Below are 20692 nucleotides of genomic sequence, written 5' to 3'. Positions count from 1 at the left end.
GTCCCACAATTTAGGTAGGAGCTTCATACAAACCGGAGGACCCGAATCCGTCGGCCGCAGGACGATTGACCGGCTGGCGGGAGGAGGCGGTATGGCACACTTGTTCGAGCACAGGAAAGGAGAGAGGGACGCAACTGACGATATCGGCCACAAAGATCAACCGGGCAGCGGACCACGCGGGGTTAATGCTCCGACCGAGAATCGTGCAACTTTCATCTTCATCATCGTGGTCATGGCAATCGTCTTGGTCATCGCGCTACTGAGAGTGGTGCGTGGTGCCGACTTGGTACAGCAGATCCCGACACACCACCAGGAGGCAGGCCTTACGGTAGACCCGCTGACGCGGACCTAATCCGACCAAGCGGTAGGCAATCATGAACAACAGAGCCCGCGCAGCTTCGACTCCGCGGGCTTTTCTATGTGCTGAAGCAGGGAATAGGGGATTGGGAGGAGGAATCTGATGTTCACCACGGGAATCTGTCTTGTCGCTCGTGGAAATAGTTCTCCGTTGGTAAAAAAAGTCATCGGCTTGAGGAAGTAGCTACCCCGCGTGCGGAAATAGTTATCCGCCTGTAGAAAAAGGTGTCGGCTCGCGGAAACAGTTATCGGCTCTCAAAAATAGTCATCGGCCTGCAGAAATGGTTATCGGCTCCCAGAAATAGTTGCTGGCGAACAGAAATAGTTGCTGGCGAACAGAAATAGTTGCTGGCGAACAGAAATAGTTATCGGCCCGAAGGTATAGCTATTGGCTCTCGGGAATAGTTATCGACTCGCGGAAATAGCTGCCGGTTCTCGGGAATAGTTATCGGCTAGCAGGAATAGTTGTCGGCTTGCAGAAATGGGGTTATCGGCTTTCGGAAATAGTAACGGCTAGCCGGAATAGTTATCAACTCACGGAAATTGCTATGGGCTCGCTGAAATAGCTATCCGCTTTAGGAAACCGCTATCTGCTCGGGAGAACTGCTATCGGCTTCTACTGGGAGTTGATAAGAGCCTAAGGTAATAGAACGCTCCGCCGTTTCGGCAGATGTTGGCAGGGACCAGGAACCCGGCAGGCTGCCGGGCCAATGAGGGGCTGCACCGATAAACGCGGTGGGCGTGAAGTGAATGAAGGAACCAAATAGGCAGATGCAAGCAGGACTCGGTTATCCGTCCAGCATCTCTCGTACCTTCCTCAGCAGATCCATCGGCTGCACCGGCTTCATGATCAATTCGATCCCCTCCTCGGAGACTCCTCTCTTCTGAATGAAGTCCGCGGTGTAACCACTGGTGAAAAGTGCCTTCGCGCCCGGCCTGATCCGTTGGATTTCCTCGAAGGCCTCCCGGCCGTTCTTGTTGGGCATGATCACGTCCATAAGAATCAGCGAGATCTCCCCCTGGTTCTCCTGGTATCTCTCAATGGCCTCCTGACCGTCTGCCGCAAGGATGGTCTGGTACCCGTAGCTCGTCAGAACACTCGACACCAGAGACCGGACAAAAGGATCATCCTCGGCGACCAGTATGGTTTCTTGGCCACCCACCGGCTGCGCCACTTCCTTCTTGACGACAGGCTGCACGGCCATTTCGTCAATCGGGAGATAGATCCGGAAGATGGTCCCTTGCCCTTGCTCGCTGTACACGGTAATGAGGCCGTTGTGCTGCTTGATGATGCCGTAGGTTATTGCCATCCCGAGCCCGGTCCCTTTACCCACCTGCTTGGTGGTGAAAAAGGGTTCGAAAACACGCTCCAGATGCTCCTTCTTGATGCCGCATCCGGTATCGGATACCGTCAGTCGGGCATATGCGCCGGGGGGAATGTCGTACCCGTGGGTGCCGGAAAATGAGTCCTCCAGGATGATCCGCTCGCTTTGGACGGTGAAAACACCGCCGCCCGACATCGCATCACGGGCGTTGGTGGCAAGGTTGATGAGTACCTGCTCCATCTGCCCCCGATCGGCCACGATGGGGAGTTTCGCAGCGCAGCAGGACACGGTAAGGTTGATGTCCTCGCCGATGACCCGCACCAGGAGTTGGTGGACATGCTTTACGATGTCGTTGAGATCCTCATGTTTCATCAGCAGGGCCTGCTTCCGGCTGAAGGTCAGCAGGCCGCGCGTGAGCTGGGCGGCCTTATCGGCCGAGGTGGCGATCTGGTCGATCTTTTGCCGCTGCTCCTGGGTCAGCAAACGGTCGACCTGGAGAAGGGAACAGTATCCCTCGATCACCTGGAGGATATTGTTGAAATCATGTGCCACACCTCCGGCAAGCTGACCGATGGCCTCCATTTTCTGGGATTGCCGGAGTTGTTCCTCGCTGCGGCGCAGCGCCTCTTCCGCCAGCTTTCGGTCGGATATATCCCTTATGAACACCGAGAGCAGCAGATCCTCGACGGGCACACAGCTTACGCTCACCTCGACGGGGAAAAGGCTGCCGTCTTTGCGGCGGTGCTGTGACTCGAACCTGTCCGAGCCGGTCTCCATCAGCCTGCGCGCACGAGCTGCCACATCGTCCGGGGAATCGATGGCGTCGAGCTGGGCTATCTGGGTTCCGATCAGCTCCCCACGCAGATAACCGCTCATCGTACAGTAGGCCTCGTTCACATCGACGATCTTCAACGTGGCGTCGACGAGGCAGAATCCCTCCATCGCCGACAGGACGATGGCCCTGTGCAGGTTTTCCAGCCGCTGCAACTCGGCGTTTTTCTGCATCAGCTGTGCGGTCCTGACTTCGACCTGGTGCTCCAACTCGTTTGCCTGCCGCTCGATCTGACGAAATGCGAGGGAATTCTTGAGGGCCAGGGCGATGGGGGGGGCAAGCAGGTGGATGATATCGTCGGTTTCCTCGATGCGATCGAGGCCGGGGAGGTTCAACAGGAGCAAGGTGCCGACCGCTTCGCAGCCGACGATAAGTGGGTAGGGGGCGACGTCGGTGACGCCGTTGTGCAACAGGGCTGACTTGGACGGGTGATCGTCGGGAAGCTCTGCTACGACCAGAGGGTGGCTGCGCTGCGTTGCCGCGGCACACAGCGCGGTCACCTCGTCGGCCGCGATGATGCCCGAACGGCGTTCCGGGCTTACCGAAAGGATCTCGTTACGGCCCGTCGACGCATCGTGGACGACGAGGATCGCAGTTCTCGCCCCGGTAAGTTCGCGCAACTGGGCGGTGAACTGTTCTCCGAGGGTGTGGGGCGCGGAGGACACCAGCAGCTCGGATATGATGTCGACGGCCATCAACTGTGCGGAGAGTCTGCTCGGGATATCGTTCATGCCCGCTCCTTTGCGGGATGCGCCTGGAGAGGTTCGGACTGTGCCGCGAGCAGGCTCTCCAGCATGAGGTCCAAAGATATCGGCTCGACCCGCCACGTCAGTCCGGTGTATGCCGAAAACTCGCGGAGCAGCTCTAAGGGTACCTCGACGATGCCGGTGTCGAGGTAGACCAGCACCCCCCGGTGTTCGCTCATCAGGTCGTGGGCCACCCCCCTGTCCAACCCCAGCTCGTTTTTAATGATCTGCTCCCACTTGGGGGCCCATTCGGGGAGCACCAGGAAGGCCCCCTCGCGCATCAGTTGGCGGTACCGTTCTCGTCCGACCAGCAGTTGCGCACAGTTGATGAAAGGTATTCTGACGACCTTGAATCTCTTGACGATGTCGAGCAGGTGGGCCGCGCAATCCCCGTAGACGAGCACGACGGTCGCCGCTCTCTTTGACAGGCGTTCCAGGGTCGTCGTGAGCGCCTGCTCCAGCTTGGTCGGCTCCATGTGCAGCATCGAGTCCAAACAGAGCAAGGTGCCGTCGATCCTGGAGGTGCGCAGCAGCTCCTCCAACTCGGGGCGCAGGACCCCGCAACTGAGCCAGAGCGTGCCGGCCTTCACGACGCTTCCCTGACGGCGTCTGCTACGGCCCGGTGCATGGCGTGCAGGTTTTCTGGCGAGGTGGACAGCGGGATATCTGCACCGGAATTAGCCAGTATGAAGTGCCCCCCTCCCGCAGCCTCGCGGAGGCAGTCACGGGAGGCACGGTAGATATGTTCCACGCTAGCCGAGGGGAAAGAGAGGTTGTCCAGGTTCCCGATGAGGTTCAGGTCGGGGCCCACGATCGATCTTGCCTCGGCCAGTGAGTCTTTCGAGCCGATCGCCAGCGCGACGAGCCCCGGCAGCCCGGTCACCAGGTCGAGCACGTGATTGATCCTTCCCCCCGTGTGGTGCAGCACCTTAGGCCCATCGATCTGGGCAAAGGTCGTGGTGAGCAGGGGAAGGAAACGCTCTGCGAAGAGATCGCGAGGCGCTATCTCGGCAGATGCCATGCCCTCGGTGATTACCAGGCAGTCGGCCCCTGCAGCCAGTAGGGCATTTGCCCAGGTGACGAAGAACGGGGTCAGGTGGTCGGAGAGCCTGCGGGCCAACTCCGGTTCGAAGAGCACGGTCTCCATCCACTGTTCCAGGCCGATCACCAGCGAGGGGAGGATCCCCGGACCGGGCAGCACCGCGACGATCGGGACCTGCTGCTTGTAGAGGTCCGCGAGCCTGCCGGTCGCCTCCAGGACGGTTGCCAGGCATGCGGTCGTCTGGGGGACGGGGAGTTCCGCGTGGAGCGCCCGGGCCGCCGACGGCCACCCGGGCCGTTTCATGTTGGGGGGCTGGTTGATGCTCCAGGCAGTCTCACCGCCGAATGCCTCGCTTATGGCGGTGTAGACGAACGGGGTGATGACCAGGTCGAAACCGAACTGGTTGTACACCGCCTGTTGGCCCGAGACGTACGCCGTTGCGTCGGTGTACAAGGTGCGCAGGTCGAGTCCGGTAAGGCGGGCGCCATAGGCCCCCAATACCGCAAAAGCCGGCACGCGATCGACCGGCTGGCCGAGCAGGGTACCCATCACTCTCTGGTAGGCATTCATGGCTGCACCGCCCTGCCTGTCTCGGTCCGGAGCCTTTGACACAATTCGTCCGCACCGATTGCGTTGGACGCGGTGCCGTCGCCACCCACCTCGGCCACCAGTTCCGGGCGCCAGTTGAAAACGGCCCCACCGACCGCGAGCTTGATGGAGCCCTTCAGGTCGTTTGCGTCGAGGAGCTCCCGGACCTTGCGGATGTTCAGGGCGGTGGTCTGCATCATGGCGGAGACCGCGATGACGCAGGCATCTACCTCAAGAGCCTTTTCGACGAACTGCTCAGCCGGGACGTCGTTGCCCAGGTCATGGACGTCCCATCCTGCGGCCTCCAGAAAAAGGCTCACGGCCCGTCTGCCGAGGCTGTGAAAATCATCCTCTATGTTCCCGATCACCACCGAACCCTTTCCGGATTCCCGGTCCTTTCTCACCGGGACGCAGCGCAAGAGGGTATCCTCGGCAATTTTTGAGGCCACGAAATTCTGGGCCAGCGACATCGCTTGTTCTTCCCACAGCTTGCCCAACCTGACGATGGCGGGGTCGAGGACGTCGGCTATGACGGCGCGCGGGGAGATACCCCCCGACAGCGCCTCTTCCACGATGTTTGAGGCACCGGGGCGGTCCGCCTCGATCATTGCCGAAAACAGCCGGTCGCTTAGCTCTGTTAGATTCATGGTCGTCCCTTTCTGTAACAATCTTCAGAGAATTTCAGGGGGCAGAACCCTCTGTAATGGGATAGGAACCTGGTATCTGCATAAAGCTGCTGCCTGACTTTGACAGTGAAACTACGATACAGCGCATTTGGAAGGTATGTATAATCCTGGCAAGTCTTGTTTTAAAGAGATTAGAGCTTTGTAAATCTTTTCTGGGTATCAAGGAAGGTTGAGGCAGATTGCTTAGTTATAGATAGAGTTTCGGCAAAAAAGCGCAAACAGTGAGACCGCAACCCGCTCTGAGTGAATGGCGTTTACGATATCACCATGTGGAGCTTCCCTCAACTATCTTTTATAAATGATTATTCCTGAGAAAGAGACCAACCCATTGCTGTTTCAGAAAACAGTGCCGGAAGTGTTACTTTTTAACCTCGAGTGCGATAGGTTTGTGCCCTGGTCGGGGGAGGGGGGGGCTTCGCCACGCAAGGATTTTGCTGTTACCGCGCGTACCTTGGGGAACGTGGTGAGGAATCAGAGAGGCGGGGGCGTTGCCGTTTCTGTGGGAACGGGGGCGGAGGTTTATTTATCTTGTGCTGAGCAGAGACGCTCCAGGGAGGATGGATAAAAAAAGCCGGCTTCCCTTTCGAAGGGGAAGCCGGCGTGGAACTGTCGGTGATTTAGAGGAAGAGGATATTTACCGGTTCGGACCACGGACCGAAGCTTTGGCCGGAGAGCACCCGAACCCTGAAGTAACAACGCTTGGCGGACTCTCCTTCCACTTCTTCCCGGCAATGGCTGGTGTGCATGATCGTCGTCCAGTTCGCCTCGGCGGAGGGATCTTCGGTCATTTGCACCTGGTAGGCGCTAGCTCCGTGGATCGAGGTCCATTTTAGGACAATTTTCCTGGGTGCCGGCTGGCCGTTGACGATGAGGTGTCTGGCGGACAGAGTGATGGGGGCAAGGAGGATCTCGTTCACCGAGATGGGTTTCTTGGGTGCCCGCGGCGGAACTACATCATAGCCGCTCCCCAGCATCTGTGTCACATCCCCGTTTGCCTTCATGAGCATATAGTTCCCGAAGTTTTCGAGCTTCTCCTCTGCGACCTTGCGGGCCTGATCCCGCTTCGCCATGGTCACTACATCCTTGTTGTTCGAGGCGTGTTGCAGGTCGCGGAAGAGGCAGAATGCCTCGGTCACTTCTCCCTTGTTGACAAAGGGTGGGTGCGCATCACCTTGGGCGAGACGGTGCGTTTCAATGTTCATCAGGATATATTCGCCTTTCGCCAAAAACTCGACGTGGCTCAACCCCGAGAACCCCATCAGTTTAGGTGTCATACCTACCTCCTTTGAAATTAGCAAAACTTAATGGTAGCGAAGTATGACACGCCGAAAATGGTTGGCAAGTGGGTGCTGCAAATTTTTTTTGATCAGCCCGGCAAGCGCCGGAGAAGAAGGGGTGGAGCGCAAATCGTGGGGGACGACACCTCCATGGTGACAGACAGATGAAGAAGCAATCTTAGGAACAGACATGTATAAAATCTACAATATTTTTAATTTACATAACATAAGTGTTGACATATATTCGCCACTGGATATGGGAGTGTTCCGGAGGATTAGTGCGGAAGTCGTCTGACATAGAGCGGGATGAGTTGACAGTGTCAAAAGGAGCAGGAAGTTAAGTTTGCGTATCAAAGCCCTCCTTAGGTGTTCTAGGCTAGCTGGTAAACTTGCAGAAAGGCCGCGGGTAATGATCCCCAGGCAAATGTGTGGCGAAATCTCCGGCGAGACCGGGTAGATCGCATTTGAAAAGCATGCAATATTAGATGCAGTTTGTTCTGCATAATTACTTTTTGGCGTGATCTGATCAATAATGAGTTGTACACAAAAAAGGAATCAGAGCATGAATTTCAAGCTAGCCATTTATCTGATCGCCGTTTTGATTTTTGCCTTTAGCACCATGGGGTATGCGGAGGAAAAACCGAAACATGATGAGCAAGAGGAAATGAGCGAAACCCCGCCAATACTATTGGGTGATTGGGAGGTCAAATCTGCTTCAAAAGAAGCCTTATTTAATCCAGGTGCTTTCTTGAAATTACAAAATAACGGAAGCTACCAGCTTGTCGTAATTTACAATAATGACAAAATTACGGTTTTCAATAAGTATTCGATTTCAGGGGATAGGGTTAATTTCACAATTTCAGACAAAGAGTCTTTCGAATATAGATTTAAGATAAAAAAAGATACGTTGATGTTGCAACGGATTTCTACATCTATCAAGCCAGAGAAAAGTAAAGCTACTCTCGTGAAAATGAATGGCGGCACAAACTCATTCAAAGTTAAAAATAAGTCGAATGAAGCCTCTGCGCGGGGCGATTTAGAAGCCGTGAAGAAGTTTTTGAAGAAGAATTTAAGTGTCAACTGGAAGGATAAAGGAGGGGCTACGCCTTTAATGGGTGCAGCCTATACAGGTCAAGTCGAAACAGCTAAATTTCTTATATCAAAAGGGGCCATCGTCAATGCTAAAGATAAAGATGGGATGGATTCATTGATGGGAGCTGCACTCCACAGTAGTGAGGGGAATATTGAAGTTGTAAAACTTTTATTGGAAAAAGGAGCCGATGTAAACGCAAAAGATAAAAATCGATGGTCAGCACTAATGCAAGCATCTCGAAAAGGGAACACTGAAGTTGTAAAGCTACTCTTGGCAAAAGGCGCCATGGTCAATGCTAAAGAAAAATCAGGTGATACTGCATTGATGCTGGCTGGCCTAAATATTAGTGAAGGGAATGTTGCAGTAACGAAGCTTCTATTGGAAAAAGGAGCTGATGTAAACGCAAAAGATAATAATGGGTGGTCAGCGTTAATGTTCGCGTCTCAAGCAGGTAACTCTGAAGTTGTGAAACTACTCTTGCAAAAAGGTGCCATGGTCAATGCTAAAGAAAAAGCGGGTGGTAATGCATTGATGATGGCGGGGCTAAATATCAGTGAGGGGAATGTTGAAGTTGTAAAGCTTTTATTGGAAAATGGAGCCGATGTAAACGCAAAAGATGAGAAAGGATTTTCAGCGCTAACGTTCGCATCTCAAGCAGGTAACTCTGAAGTTATAAAACTGCTCTTGTCAAAAGGTGCCATCGACAATACAAAAGAAAAAACGGGTGGTAATGCATCTTCCCCGTAATTGTGCCGGAATTCCGGGGACACAATGCCCATTACTTTGTGACAGATGTGCGACATCGAGGAGTTAAATGCATAGAGACACGCCGTTAGACAAGAAATTTACCAAATTTCGCTGTCCTGCTTCTTTGTATAGGTAATTGCATATTTTTTGCTAATCCATGTAAAGCGGATGAGTGGTCTTTGCTTAAAAACCAAAAAAATGGCTGCGATAATCCAGGCAGGGGGCGCACTTAAAATTATAAGTTTCTCTCACTGATGGGGGGGATATGCCAAGGCAGGCATGAATCGACATCCCTGGGGCGTTGCACCACATTATTTGCCGTGGCATTGAACGTGGCGACATTTTCAATGATGACCAAGGCCGGAATAACTTTCTTTCGCGGTTGGGTATCTGCCAGCCAGCAGTTACGCAAGCTCCCCAGCGAGGTGAGCGGCTTGCTGTCGAAAGAGGGCTGCAGCTGAAAGACCTGTTAGAGAGAAACTTATATTCTTAAGAGCGTCCCCCTGGGCCCGCCCTGACATAGAGCGGGATCAGTTGACAGTGTCAGAAGGAGAACGGAATTGAGTTTCGTATCACGTTCCCTTTGGGTGCCTTGGCTGGTTGGGGGGGACCTCGGTGTGCAAGTAAATGCCTCCCAAACAAATGCGTAGCGGCTCTCCGGCAAAATCCGGTAGCCGCACTTCGAAAAAGCATCCAATATTAGATGCCAGAAAAGCATCTAATATTATAAACAAACATCTAATATTAGATGCAGACATATAATAGTAGATGCTTTTTCTTATGCATAATAACTTGTGGGCAAGAGGCGATTGCCAGTTTTAGTGCCATAAACAGGATTTATATTTTCAATTATGGGGGGGGTATGGGAGCTTTCGTTGAACATGAGTTTAAAAAAGGATTTATTTTAGACGAAGGACGGCTGCGGAAAATCTATGAAATCATAACGGCCCGTCTCGCCAAACTTGAGCCACCGCTAACGTGTGCTTTTAATGTTTACAGGGGAGATTCCTATTCATACACAACCAGCCTTATTGACGACGTTATCTCTGAGGATAACAATGATTGGCGTAAGATTTCGATGCTTGACATTGTTGTCAAAGAAAAAGGTGTAATCGATTTTGAACTAGAGTTCTCAAAAAATGGCACAAGGCTTAATATAACAGGTGAAGATAGAGACACTGTTTTTTTGCTATACAGCGACATTCGAGAATACGTTGTTAATGAATTATCAGTTGGATGGCGGCCACCGGAATGGTTAGACCAGTTTATCTTCTTTATAGCGATGTCTGGGTCTTTAGTGTGGTTTGCTTTTAATTTAGGGCAAGATATGCCAGCTAGCAATCCTACAGTTGTGACCAACATATTAAAATCATCTGACATTCATGCTAAGCTAAATTTCCTAATAAGTGACAGTCAGTCCAGAACATTTAATAGATGGTCTCAATTCTGGCCTATCATTATTCCATTTGCACTTGCCATGATTTCTATTGGCAAAATTCCAGAAAAAACATTATCAATAATCTTTCCATCTAATGAATTTATTTTTGGGAAAATGAGGCAGAACTATGAGAAACGTCGGAAGTTGATACAAAATGTATTTTGGGTGGTTATAGTAGGGTTGATAGTCAGTGTAGTGGCAGGTTTCTTGGTATGGCGTGTGACACTAAACAAATGACTTTTAAGGAAAGTAAAGAGGCCGTATTGGTGATTTGGCTGGCAATGTAGAGAGAGGGGCATTTATTGGCAGAAAGGCTCGACTGATTTAGTGCATTGGGCTTAAGGAAGTACATGAAAGCCGGTGAGGGACGATCCAGATGATGGAAGTTGATGGAAGGCCGAGACCAACCAAGGAAGTTGAGGAACGGCAGACGCCAACAACGGCGAGGACCGGACTCCGCGGACGGTGAGAGCGGGGAGTAGCTGAAGGGAGCCGAGCGCTCCGCCGGTCACGCCGGCGTTGGCTGAAGGACCACGAATGAAAAACGAATGGCACAATGTATTGAGGATAGTGCACTTACCTGGCGGCGGCCGGGGGGAGGCAGGGGGACGCACTTAAGATTATAAGTTTCTCTCACTGATGGAGGGGATATGCCAAGGCAGGCACGGATCGACATCCCTGGGGCGTTGCACCACATTATTTGCCGTGGCATTGAACGTGGCGACATTTTTCATGATGACCAAGACAGGAATAACTTTCTTTCGCGGTTGGTGGAGATCACGACCATCACGTCCACTCGCTGTTTTGCGTGGGCTTTGATTCCTAATCATTTCCATCTGCTGCTTGAAACGGGACTCATACCTATTTCGCAGCTGATGCAAAAGCTTCTCACGGGCTACGCGACGGCATTCAACTTGCGCCATAGGCGCCATGGCCACTTGTTTCAAAATCGCTACAAGTCGATCCTTTGCCAGGAAGAGACGTACCTACTGGAATTAGTGCGATACATCCATCTGAATCCTCTTCGGGCTGGTATCGTCGCCTCATTCGAAGATCTGCGGGACTATCGCTATTGTGGACACAGTTGCCTCCTTGGCCGTCATAAGGATTTAGACTCCTGGATGGCAAGAGATCAGGTTCTTAATAGGTTCGGAGGCAGTTTGAGGGAAAGCATGGCTGCGTATGAGGCTTTCGTGCTTGATGGTATATCAAAGGGTCATCGACCAGATCTAACTGGAGGTGGGTTGCTAAGGAGTGCAGGAGGCTGGCGTGAGTTACACGCTGCCAGAGAAGCTGGGATATTCCTCAATAGCGATGAGCGAATCCTCGGTGATGCCGATTTCGTGGATTCGGCGCTGCAGGCCTCGGAAGAGGATTTGGAAAGAAAAACCTGGTATCACCGGGAAGACGTAACTCTTGAAAAGCTTATATCTATTGTTGCCAGCGTACTGGCAATTGCTGAAGGTGAGGTCTGTGCAGTCGGCAAACATCCAAAACAAGTTCAGGCCCGGAGCCTGTTATGTTACTGGGCGATTCGAGAGATTGGACTAACGGGGGTATCGATGGCGAAGTTTTTAGGTATCAGCCAGCCAGCAGTTACGCAAGCTCTCGAGCGAGGTGAGCGGCTTGCTGCTGAAAGAGGGCTGCAGCTGAAAGATCTGTTACAGAGAAACTTATATTCTTAAGAGCGTCCCCCTTGGGCCCTTATAGGACATCCCCCTGAAAAGCCCCAAGCGCCTCATCGACGGTATACTCATGCCCTTGAGCGAAAGGAGAATCGGATGGCGATGCAATGGCTAAATACCAATTCTGCTGCAATACAAGCTATATCGACAGTGGTCTTGGTTCTGGTTACATCTTGGTATGCCCTTAGAGCCCATCAACTCACATCTCTCACCAATGAACAGTTGAAGTTGCTCCGTAAATCGCAAGCACCCGATATAGGAGTATCTTTTTGTGGAGCGTTGGTGCCGATGGGGGATGGTCAGATAGTTGATGTCTTCTCCGTGTCGGCTGCGAACAAAGGCTTGCTTTCTGTGACAGTCGATAGCCCTTTCATACAACTTCCTGACCGACGTACCATGGTTTTTCCAGGAGGATATTTTCATTCTGACTCAATATTTCCATGCCGCCTAGAACCAGGGGAAGGGTGCAGCGTTTTAATTACTGTGGCAGAATTAACCTCTGGCCTTAATAAAGCTGGTTACTCGGGACGCATAAAAATAAGAGGGGCGTATCGTGACAAGATAGGTACCATGTATCTAAGCGAGCCTTTTGAGGCCACCTGCTAGATGTGATTGTCAGGCTATCACAATGGTGAGGGAGAATTCCGGAGGTGATTTCGTGGGACACAATACCAATTAATTTGTGACATATGTGCGGCGGAGGCAAAATAGATAATGTGTTGTGAATAATAGGTTTTATTTCCCCGAGAAGCCACCGGATAATCCAATAGAAGTATGTGGAGATGACCGTGCCAGACAATTTAGTAAACGGACTATTTGCGCTTTTGGGCGCTGCGATTGCCGGGCTAGTGGGATACGCTTCTGCAATAGGTGCTGCAGTAAGAAAAGAAAAAAACCAGGCGGTCATCGAGTTTCAACTCTCTTTTCAACCTACTCTGGCAAAAATCGACCCACATCTTGGACTCGGAATTAACGATTATTCCTTCCCTGGCGATACACTGGTAAAAATTCTTGAGGAGGACTTTCCTCGGCACGTATTGGCTTATCAAAAATATCGACAGTTTCTTCCTAAAGAAAAGAAACTTGCCTTTGACCTTGCATGGAGTGAGTATTGCCACCATAAAAGTGACGATGGCAAGATTTATGTGCATCTCAGGAAATATTTTAATCCTGCTACCTACGCAGACCATCTAAGCGAACGTAATGATGCTATCAGAAACATCACAATCCTGTTGTCTTTTGCCGAGCTAAATCATAAGTCCCCCTTTGAGCCTGAATAACATCACTGAAGGTATGGGCAAAGGACGAGGACACTATCAACTTCCATCAGACTCTGTTGGAAAGAATAAGGGGACGCCCCTGTAATCCTGTAATTGTTTTCGAGATGTCTGCAGTTTGAAGCGATAGGACCCTAGGGCCGTCGTTGGCTAGGAATTACAGTATTACAGGGGTGTCCCTCTGAGCCGCACCCTAGCTTCGGCAACTCTTCTTTTCCTGCTTGGGCTTTGCATACTTGTACTGATACCCGTTACCAGGAGTTGACCATCATGGACCTGAACGATCTGTCTCTGCAGCAAGGCCTGTGGATCGTGGCCGCATGAGAGCGCCATGTTTCCCCCTGAAGGTCTTCTACGATGGCGCGTGTATCGTCTGCGCCACCGAAATCGGACACTACCTGCGGAAGGATCACGGTGAAAAGCTGGTGGCGATTGACATCAGTAGCCCTGACTTCGACCCGGCTCCCTATCACATCTCGTTCGGTGATTTCATGCGTAGCATGCATGCCATCGATCGTGATGGACAGGTTTTTCAAGGGGTCGATTCGTTCTGGGCAATCTGGCAGGCATTTCCAGCCTCGACCTTGTATGGTGTCATGGGGCGCGTCATCCAGTTGCCGCTGGTAAACTGGTTGGCCCGCATTGGCTACTGGTTGTTTGCCCAGGTTAGGCCTTATCTGCCCAAACGACATCAATGCGACAGTGGGACGTGTAGCATCCACCAAAGAAAGTGAATGACCAGATGCATCCGTGGGGACTGCCGTAACAATAATAGATAATGTGTTGTGAAATAATAGGTATTGTGTCCCCGTAAAAGCTGCGGAAAACTTTATATCTTGATCCAAACTGAAGGAGAAGAGTATATGGTCTCAGAGGTAAAAAAGAATACGGTGGTAACTCTTGATTACACTGTCACCGATTCCGATGGTGTCTTGGTCGATGAAGGGCTGGAGCCCCTCTGCTATCTGCATGGCGGTTATGAAGATATCTTCCCCAAGATTGAGGAAGCCCTGCAGGGTAAGAAAGTGAACGATTCCGTCCAGGTCAAGCTGCTGCCTGCCGAAGCATTCGGAGAATACGACGCCAGCCTGGTCCAAGTGGAGCCTCGCGAGGAATTTCCCGAGGACCTCGAAGTCGGCAGCCAAGTTGAAGGCGCCGCGGAAGGTGCTGACGACGAGGAGTTCATTCTCTACCGGGTCACCGATATCGATGATGAAAAGGTGGTGCTGGACGGCAATCACCCTCTGGCGGGTTTATCCATCGTTTTCAGTTGCACCGTCACCGCCATCCGGGAGGCCGGTCCCGAAGAAATCAAGCAAGGCCACATCCTCGACGCCGACGAGGAGTAGGACGGTTAGTGGGGGCCAGCCACCAGTTGCCGGAGCATCAGAGAGACGTAAGGGGAACTATCGAAATGGACTATCGTGCCGTTGCCAAGAATCTGCTGCGAGAACAGCCGCAGACCATTGCTGTTGTGCTGGCCAGGCTGCAAAAAGAGCACTCAAGCGAGATTATGAAGATGCTGCCCGACTTCGTTCAGGCTGACTTGGTGAGCAGGATCGTGCATGTCGACCAGTTGCCGGACGAGGTCCTCGAAGAGATCGATGCCTTGATAAAGTCACTGCTGAGGCAGCGCTGAGAAGAGGTGTTAAGGGGACGCCCCTGTAGATGCTATGCTCCATGAGATAACTGTTGAGTCCCCTAGGAATGCAGTTCCACCTTTCTCCGCACAAGGTACAGGAACCTCAAGATGAAGACAATTTTTCCGCCTCCCATCACCCAACTGCCTGAGGCCGACATTCCCCTGGAGGGGGTGACGGCTTACCTCTCTCAAGCCAACTCGCACCAGACTCTTTTCATGCAGTTCGAACACGACGTGGATCTGCCGGAACACTCGCATGCCGCGCAGGTCGGGTTTGTGCTGGAAGGGCGCATCGAGCTGAATATCGGGGGCACTACCCACTCCTATACCAAGGGCGACCGCTACTACATTCCGGCTGGGATGAAGCACTCGGGGAAAATCTATGCCGGGTACGCCGATATCACCTTCTTTGACGAACCGCATCGGTATTCGGCTAGAGAGTCGTAATCCTGGTGGAGCGTCGCCCTCTGGGGTTGGACAAGGGGCCCCCCAAGAATTCAAGAATGGTGGCGTGCCCAAGGTGAAATACCGGATTTAATTCCATGAACCGCTGAGGGGGAGCTACCTTGTTTATACCGAATCATTTTAGTGAAGAGCGTATTGAACGGCTACATGCGCTCATTCGAGATAACCCGTTTGGCCTCCTGGTTACCCACGGTGCTAGCGGCCTTCAGGCGAGCCCCTTGCCGTTTGCGCTCTTTCCGGACGAAGGTGAGTTTGGTGTCTTGCGTGCCCACCTGTCCAGGGCAAATCCACACTGGCAGGAGGTGGATGGGGAGAGTGATTGCCTGGTGATGTTTCAGGGTGAAAACGGCTACGTTACGCCGTCCTGGTATCCCAGCAAGGCACAAACGCATCGGCAGGTTCCGACCTGGAATTATTGTGCCGTCGAAGTCCGGGGCACCCCGACCGTCATCCAGGACCCTGCATGGCTGCATGGGATGCTTGAGCACCTTGTTGCCAGCCACGAAGGAAAAAGGCCACACCCCTGGTCACTTGGTGATGCCGCAACAGACTACCTCGACGCCCAGTTGAAAGCTATCGTCGGCATCGAAATTCCGATTCGGCATATTGAAGGCAAATGGAAAATGAGCCAGAACAAGTCTGAGGTGGACAGGCTGGGAGTTGTCGAGGGCCTGCGTGACGAAACCGACCCCCACCAAAATCTGAGGCTTGCCGACCTCGTGGATGAAAGACTGAGAGACAGTCGGTCGTAAATAAGGGACCATCAAGGGGCGCCCCTGTCATTCTGTAATCGTCTGGGGATACCACCAGGTGCTGACATCCCCCACGGGGCCTGTCACCGGAACCCGGGGTGAACCCTCTACGCCCTTAGAAAAAGGAGGAATCCAGTTGGGGACTCGGTACGGAATACGCTCGTTTTTATGCTTTCTGCTCCTCTTCAGCTATGCCGAGTGCACTGCAGCCACCGTCTACGAGGCTCGTGCCGAAATGGCCAACTACGCTCGCGAGAGTTATGTGGCGAACCAAACGACACAACCCTCATTTGTCCCCCTGCCAGTCGCGACCGCTGCCGAAAAGGAGGCCCTTTTTTCAAATCTGCGAGAACGGCTCGATAAGCCCCTGTTCCTGTGGGAGGCCGCCTTGCTCGACCACCGGCAAATAGGGCTTTTGAAAAACGAGATCTATGCCCGCCATGGCATGAAATTCAAGTCTGCCAACCTCGACTCCTGGTTCCGGAGTTTTCCCTGGTACCAAGAAGACCCCGGTTATTCCGAATCACGGCTCACCAAGGTCGAAAAGGAGAACGCCTTCCTGCTCAACAGGCTGGAATTCGTAAAGTCGAGCAAGACGCGCACCCTTTTGACGATGCTCTCCAATCCTGGGGTGGCGCTAAAAGAAATCAGCGGGGAAAGGGGACCTGTCTCCGTTGCCAAGGGAGGGCTCACCTTTTTGAGCACGGGTAAAAGTGTGAAGCTGTCCCACAAGGTGATGAAGGACAAGGACAACGTGAAGCTCTTCACCGATTTCGAGCGGGCAGGGATGTTCGACGACCTCCCCCTGGTTTTCGTGCAGGCCTGGCGCACTGAACATCAGGTGTCAGGTGTCACGGATGCCGTCGGAATGAAAGTGTTCGATACCGATGGCAAGGAGCTCAAGAACTTCACCTCGGTTGCTGGCAACCTCTTCTACAACAAGGACATTGGAGCCGTGATTTCCTACTGGCAGGGCGGCTGTTGCGGTGTCTCCGAGGGAGTCACCGCGATCATGGACCGGGATGGAGCCATAAACTTCAGCTCAAATTTCGGACGAGAGGGTGAGGAGAATGGCTACCTGGACTACATCAAGCCGTACTGGGGTGACCACATCTTTGCCTGGATCAGGAACGAGCTTGAGCTTTCCAACGGTTCAGTTACCGGCTTATCGGACCGGATCGCGGTCATCGGGAAGGGCGGTAAACCGATAATCGATTTCCGGTTGCCCTCGCATACGCTGGATGAAGTTTTCGGCTGGAGCCTGGAGCCCCGCCAACTCGTTCAGCTCACCCCGGAGGTGGTCTACGCCATGTTGTCCAATGGCAGCGCTTCGGGCGAGGGACTCGAGGTGCTCATCTACCTCGGCAAACCGCTGCCCCAAAAGAAGTGATCGAACAGAGGAAGAAAAAGAGGGATGCAATGGGAGGTCAGTACGTTGTATAAGTTGTCTGGAGGTGAGTGAAGACCACGGATTAGGGGTAACGGAGCCGAGACAGCCGCGATTGGACGCCCCGGGGGGAGAAGGAGGGGGACGCTCCAAGAATCCAAAATAGTGGGATGCCTGGAAAGTGAAACCGTTTTGAACGGTTGGGCGGAGATCGCATATGAGGGCTTCAAGGAATGCTGCCATGAATGAAGCCTCCACGCAACGGAGTAGTCACCCAGGCGACCGGGAGGTGGTCCCATGAAGAGCCCATTCGTCAGGCAGCTTTTTGGCGGGGTCTTGCTGCTCAACCTGGTGGTAGCCGCCATAATCTGGTTCTCCCTGCAGCAGAGCAGGGCGCGCTACGAGGAGCGGGCGGCGGTGACCGCGCAGAACCTGGCCCAGGTGCTCGACGAGAACCTTTCCGGTACCGTCGCCCGTATCGACACGGTGCTGCAGGCAATGGTCAATGCCGCACAACGTGAGCTCTCCAGGGGGGCTATCGACAAGGGGTATTTCGACAACCTGCTGATGCAGGAACACTCCCGCATTTCCGGACTGACGGCGTTGAGGGCCACCGACGCCTCCGGGCGAGCCGTCTACGGGGCGCCGGTAACCCCGGTCACCACCTCAAGCCTGGCCCAGCGAGATTACTTCCGCTACCTGCGGGACCATCCCGGCGCCGGACTGGTAATCTCCAAGCCGCTGGTGGGGGGGATCTCGGGGAAATGGATGGTGGTGCTGGCCCGTCGCATCAGCCACCCCGATGGCTCCTTTGCCGGGCTGGTGTATGCCGGCGTCGGTCTCGACTACCTCACCAAGTCGTTCTCCAACATCAACGTAGGCCCCCACGGCATCATCGCGTTGCACGACGACGACCTGAGCCTCATCGCCCGCTACCCGGAGCTTCCCGGCAAGGAGCACGGGGTAGGGATGAAAATCCTGTCGCCGCGCCTAAAGGCCCTGGTGGAGGCGGGGAAAGGCGTCGGGACCTATACCGCCAAGAGCACCTCCGACGGTCTGGAACGGACCTTCTCCTTCCGCACGCTGGCCTTGCCGCGTCCACTCAAGGTCTTTGTCGGGCTGGCGACGCAGGACTACCTCGCAGTATGGCATACCGAAGTCCTGGCGCTGTCCCTGGGCATGGCGGTTTTTCTCGCCATGACCCTGGCCGGGGCCTGGCTGATGCTGCGCCAGTGGCGCTCCAACCAAAAGGCCAACCAGGAGATCGCCGAACACAAGGCGATGCTGCAACAGATCATGGACACGGCGAGCGTGGCCATCTTCCAGGTGGACCTCCAGGGGCGGATCCTGCACGCCAACCGGCAGATGGCGGACATGTTCGGCTGCAGCAGCGGGGAATTGACGGGGAGTACCTACGTCGAGCTGATCCACCCTTCCGAACGGGAAATCGGACGGCAAAAGATGGTGGCACTGCTCAGGAGCGCGATCCCGTCGGTGGATCTGGAACGGTTCTACTGGCGCAAGGACGGCAGCGTGTTCTGGGGGCACCTGGTCGGCAGGCGCTTTTACGATCTCCATGGCCAGGAACAGGGGCTCATCGGCGTCATCTCCGATGTCTCGCAGCGCAAGCAGGCCGAAGATGCGCTCAGGCAGAGCGAAAACCAGCTGGCCATGGTGCTGCGCGGCAGCCAGCTCGGCCTGTGGGACTGGAACATCGCGACGGGGGAAGTCAAGCGCAACGAGCGCTGGGCGGCAATGCTCGGCTACACCATGGAAGAGATCCGGTTCACCGTGGAAAACTGGGACACCCTGATCCACCCCGAGGACCGCGCGGAGGTGTGGCGTTCCATCAACGACCACCTGGCCGGCAAGACCCCGCTGCACGCCGCCGAATACCGCATGCGCTGCAAGGATGGCCAGTGGATCTGGATCCGCGACAGGGCCATGATCGTGGAATACGGGCCGGATGGTGCGCCGCTGCGCATGTGCGGCACCCACGAGGACATCTCGGACCGCAAAGCCCTGGAGGCAAAACAGCAGGAGCTGGGGCGGCAACTGCTCCACGCCCAGAAGCTGGAGAGCCTCGGCGTGCTGGCCGGGGGGATCGCCCACGATTTTAACAACATCCTGATGGCCATCCTCGGCAACGCCGACCTCGCCCTCATGCGCATCGCCAAGGAGTCGCCGGTTGCGGAGAACCTGCGGCGCATCGAACAGTCGGCGCTGCGGGCCGCCGACCTGGCTCGGCAGATGCTGGCCTATTCGGGCAAGGGGAAATTTCTCGTGGAAAGCATCGACCTGGGCCGGGTGCTCGAGGAGATGCTGCATATGCTGAAGGTCTCCATCTCGAAGAAGGCGGCGCTCCGCTTCAACCGGCAGGAGCACCTGCCCCCCATCGAGGCCGACGTCACGCAGGTTCGCCAGGTCATTATGAACCTGGTCATCAACGCCTCCGAGGCCCTCGGCGAGGGGGACGGGATCATCTCCGTGTCGACCGGCTCCCTGGAGTGCGCCGAGGGCTACCTGGCCGGCGCCTGGCCGAGCGATCCGGCACCCGCGGGGCTGTACGTATATCTCGAGGTCACCGATAACGGGTGCGGCATGGACCAGGAAACCCTGAGCCGGGTCTTCGATCCCTTCTTCACCACCAAGTTCACCGGTCGCGGATTGGGGATGGCCGCCGTACTCGGTATCGTGAGAGGGCACAAGGGGAGCATCAAGGTCTCCAGCGAGCCGGGCCGCGGCACCACCTTCAGGATCCTGTTCCCCGCATCGAGGCGGCCGGATCGAAGCGTCGACGCGAGGCCGGGGCAGGAGGAGTGGCAGGGGGAGGGGACTGTCCTGCTGGTGGACGACGAGGAAGCGGTGCTGACTGTCGGCACGGAGATACTTAAGGAGCTGGGTTTTTCCGTACTCACCGCCCATGACGGCGGGGAAGCGCTCGAGGTGTTCCGGAACACGGCTGACATCGCCTGCGTCATCCTCGACCTGACCATGCCACGTATGGATGGCGTAGAGTGCTTCCGTGAGCTGAAAAAAATGGCCCCTGAGGCGAAGATCCTCATGTCCAGCGGCTTCAACGAGCAGGAGGTGACCCAAAAGCTCGTGGGTGGAGGCCCGGTTGGGTTCATCCAAAAGCCGTACACGGTGAGCGTGCTCAGGCAGGCCATTGCCGAGTTGACCCAGGAGGTCTGATTCAGGAGCGCTGATGGGGTGAGGGGTGCTAGGTTACCTATCGCAGCATCCCCCTGCGCGTCACCAAGAAATTTCTCTTACTCTCCGACGTTCATCGATAATTTCAGCTACGATCCCCAACTGGTACCCGGCCCTGGAGCCCGGTACGCTCGCCATGC

18 protein-coding genes are annotated in these 20692 nt (G+C 54.4%); 13 read left to right on the top strand and 5 right to left on the bottom strand.

All coding sequences use genetic code 11. From position 1 onward, the window contains the following. The first annotated feature begins 91 nt into the window (after window positions 1-91). Window positions 92-352 (top strand): hypothetical protein, encoded by a 261-nt coding sequence (locus H7688_RS09710; RefSeq protein ID WP_183360889.1) that lies wholly within the window; start codon window positions 92-94, stop codon window positions 350-352. 793 nt (window positions 353-1145) lie between these two features. Here the strand turns inward: H7688_RS09710 and H7688_RS09705 are convergent. The 5 genes from H7688_RS09705 to H7688_RS09685 all read right to left on the bottom strand — a co-directional run bounded on the left by H7688_RS09705 (window position 1146) and on the right by H7688_RS09685 (window position 6850). Beyond that, on the bottom strand, window positions 1146-3245 hold the full coding sequence (locus H7688_RS09705) for an ATP-binding protein (protein WP_183360888.1): 2100 nt from the start codon (window positions 3243-3245) through the stop codon (window positions 1146-1148). Beyond that, window positions 3242-3850, bottom strand: a complete 609-nt coding sequence (locus H7688_RS09700) for a DUF1638 domain-containing protein (RefSeq protein ID WP_183360886.1) — start codon at window positions 3848-3850, stop codon at window positions 3242-3244. The genes H7688_RS09705 and H7688_RS09700 overlap by 4 nt, the downstream gene beginning before the upstream one ends. Beyond that, window positions 3847-4851, bottom strand: a complete 1005-nt coding sequence (locus tag H7688_RS09695) for a uroporphyrinogen decarboxylase family protein (RefSeq protein ID WP_183360884.1) — start codon at window positions 4849-4851, stop codon at window positions 3847-3849. The genes H7688_RS09700 and H7688_RS09695 overlap by 4 nt, the downstream gene beginning before the upstream one ends. Before the next feature lie 17 nt (window positions 4852-4868). Then, window positions 4869-5537 carry a cobalamin B12-binding domain-containing protein gene (locus H7688_RS09690; protein WP_183360882.1) on the bottom strand — a complete coding sequence of 223 codons (669 nt, stop codon included), beginning with the start codon at window positions 5535-5537 and terminating at the stop codon, window positions 4869-4871. Window positions 5538-6193: 656 nt separating this feature from the next. Next, on the bottom strand, window positions 6194-6850 hold the full coding sequence (locus H7688_RS09685; protein WP_183360880.1) for a hypothetical protein: 657 nt from the start codon (window positions 6848-6850) through the stop codon (window positions 6194-6196). Window positions 6851-7415: 565 nt separating this feature from the next. Here H7688_RS09685 and H7688_RS09680 point away from each other — a divergent pair. The 12 genes from H7688_RS09680 (at window position 7416) to H7688_RS09625 (ending at window position 20534) form a co-directional block, all read left to right on the top strand. After that, window positions 7416-8693, top strand: coding sequence for an ankyrin repeat domain-containing protein (locus H7688_RS09680; protein WP_183360878.1), 1278 nt, complete (start codon window positions 7416-7418; stop codon window positions 8691-8693). Between the two features lie 862 nt (window positions 8694-9555). Continuing rightward, the gene (locus H7688_RS09675; RefSeq protein WP_183360876.1) at window positions 9556-10368 is read left to right on the top strand and encodes a hypothetical protein; all 813 of its coding nucleotides are present in this window, start codon (window positions 9556-9558) and stop codon (window positions 10366-10368) included. A gap of 413 nt (window positions 10369-10781) precedes the next feature. Continuing rightward, window positions 10782-11816 (top strand): transposase, encoded by a 1035-nt coding sequence (locus tag H7688_RS09670; protein ID WP_183360874.1) that lies wholly within the window; start codon window positions 10782-10784, stop codon window positions 11814-11816. Window positions 11817-11912: 96 nt separating this feature from the next. Next, window positions 11913-12422 carry a hypothetical protein gene (locus tag H7688_RS09665; RefSeq protein WP_183360872.1) on the top strand — a complete coding sequence of 170 codons (510 nt, stop codon included), beginning with the start codon at window positions 11913-11915 and terminating at the stop codon, window positions 12420-12422. 182 nt (window positions 12423-12604) lie between these two features. Continuing rightward, window positions 12605-13096, top strand: a complete 492-nt coding sequence (locus tag H7688_RS09660; RefSeq protein WP_183360870.1) for a hypothetical protein — start codon at window positions 12605-12607, stop codon at window positions 13094-13096. 317 nt (window positions 13097-13413) lie between these two features. After that, window positions 13414-13827, top strand: coding sequence for a thiol-disulfide oxidoreductase DCC family protein (locus H7688_RS09655; RefSeq protein ID WP_183360868.1), 414 nt, complete (start codon window positions 13414-13416; stop codon window positions 13825-13827). A 129-nt stretch (window positions 13828-13956) separates the two neighbouring features. After that, entirely contained in the window at window positions 13957-14442 is a 486-nt protein-coding gene (locus H7688_RS09650) for an FKBP-type peptidyl-prolyl cis-trans isomerase (RefSeq protein WP_183360866.1), read from the top strand. A gap of 65 nt (window positions 14443-14507) precedes the next feature. Continuing rightward, window positions 14508-14732 (top strand): hypothetical protein, encoded by a 225-nt coding sequence (locus tag H7688_RS09645; RefSeq protein WP_183360864.1) that lies wholly within the window; start codon window positions 14508-14510, stop codon window positions 14730-14732. A 111-nt stretch (window positions 14733-14843) separates the two neighbouring features. Then, window positions 14844-15182 (top strand): cupin domain-containing protein, encoded by a 339-nt coding sequence (locus H7688_RS09640; RefSeq protein WP_183360862.1) that lies wholly within the window; start codon window positions 14844-14846, stop codon window positions 15180-15182. A 119-nt stretch (window positions 15183-15301) separates the two neighbouring features. Then, window positions 15302-15952, top strand: a complete 651-nt coding sequence (locus H7688_RS09635; protein WP_183360860.1) for an FMN-binding negative transcriptional regulator — start codon at window positions 15302-15304, stop codon at window positions 15950-15952. 235 nt (window positions 15953-16187) lie between these two features. Further along, entirely contained in the window at window positions 16188-17342 is a 1155-nt protein-coding gene (locus H7688_RS09630) for a YARHG domain-containing protein (protein ID WP_183360858.1), read from the top strand. A 294-nt stretch (window positions 17343-17636) separates the two neighbouring features. Further along, the gene (locus tag H7688_RS09625) at window positions 17637-20534 is read left to right on the top strand and encodes a PAS domain S-box protein (RefSeq protein ID WP_183360856.1); all 2898 of its coding nucleotides are present in this window, start codon (window positions 17637-17639) and stop codon (window positions 20532-20534) included. The last annotated feature ends 158 nt before the right edge of the window (window positions 20535-20692 follow it).

This window comes from Geomonas limicola, assembly GCF_014193675.1.
In the GTDB taxonomy this organism is placed as follows: domain Bacteria; phylum Desulfobacterota; class Desulfuromonadia; order Geobacterales; family Geobacteraceae; genus Geomonas; species Geomonas limicola.
The sequence above is the reverse complement of the archived record's forward strand: the minus strand, read 5'-3'. Positions and strand labels throughout refer to the sequence as shown.

Excerpts from the sequence above, each read along its gene's own strand:
- H7688_RS09710 (WP_183360889.1), top strand. The coding sequence starts at position 92 with ATGGCACACTTGTTCGAGCACAGGAAAGGAGAGAGGGACGCAACTGAC.
- H7688_RS09705 (WP_183360888.1), bottom strand. The coding sequence starts at position 3,245 with ATGAACGATATCCCGAGCAGACTCTCCGCACAGTTGATGGCCGTCGAC.
- H7688_RS09695 (WP_183360884.1), bottom strand. The coding sequence starts at position 4,851 with ATGGGTACCCTGCTCGGCCAGCCGGTCGATCGCGTGCCGGCTTTTGCG.
- H7688_RS09690 (WP_183360882.1), bottom strand. The coding sequence starts at position 5,537 with ATGAATCTAACAGAGCTAAGCGACCGGCTGTTTTCGGCAATGATCGAG.
- H7688_RS09685 (WP_183360880.1), bottom strand. The coding sequence starts at position 6,850 with ATGACACCTAAACTGATGGGGTTCTCGGGGTTGAGCCACGTCGAGTTT.
- H7688_RS09680 (WP_183360878.1), top strand. The coding sequence starts at position 7,416 with ATGAATTTCAAGCTAGCCATTTATCTGATCGCCGTTTTGATTTTTGCC.
- H7688_RS09675 (WP_183360876.1), top strand. The coding sequence starts at position 9,556 with ATGGGAGCTTTCGTTGAACATGAGTTTAAAAAAGGATTTATTTTAGAC.
- H7688_RS09670 (WP_183360874.1), top strand. The coding sequence starts at position 10,782 with ATGCCAAGGCAGGCACGGATCGACATCCCTGGGGCGTTGCACCACATT.
- H7688_RS09665 (WP_183360872.1), top strand. The coding sequence starts at position 11,913 with ATGGCGATGCAATGGCTAAATACCAATTCTGCTGCAATACAAGCTATA.
- H7688_RS09655 (WP_183360868.1), top strand. The coding sequence starts at position 13,414 with ATGAGAGCGCCATGTTTCCCCCTGAAGGTCTTCTACGATGGCGCGTGT.
- H7688_RS09650 (WP_183360866.1), top strand. The coding sequence starts at position 13,957 with ATGGTCTCAGAGGTAAAAAAGAATACGGTGGTAACTCTTGATTACACT.
- H7688_RS09645 (WP_183360864.1), top strand. The coding sequence starts at position 14,508 with ATGGACTATCGTGCCGTTGCCAAGAATCTGCTGCGAGAACAGCCGCAG.
- H7688_RS09640 (WP_183360862.1), top strand. The coding sequence starts at position 14,844 with ATGAAGACAATTTTTCCGCCTCCCATCACCCAACTGCCTGAGGCCGAC.
- H7688_RS09630 (WP_183360858.1), top strand. The coding sequence starts at position 16,188 with ATGGCCAACTACGCTCGCGAGAGTTATGTGGCGAACCAAACGACACAA.
- H7688_RS09625 (WP_183360856.1), top strand. The coding sequence starts at position 17,637 with ATGAAGAGCCCATTCGTCAGGCAGCTTTTTGGCGGGGTCTTGCTGCTC.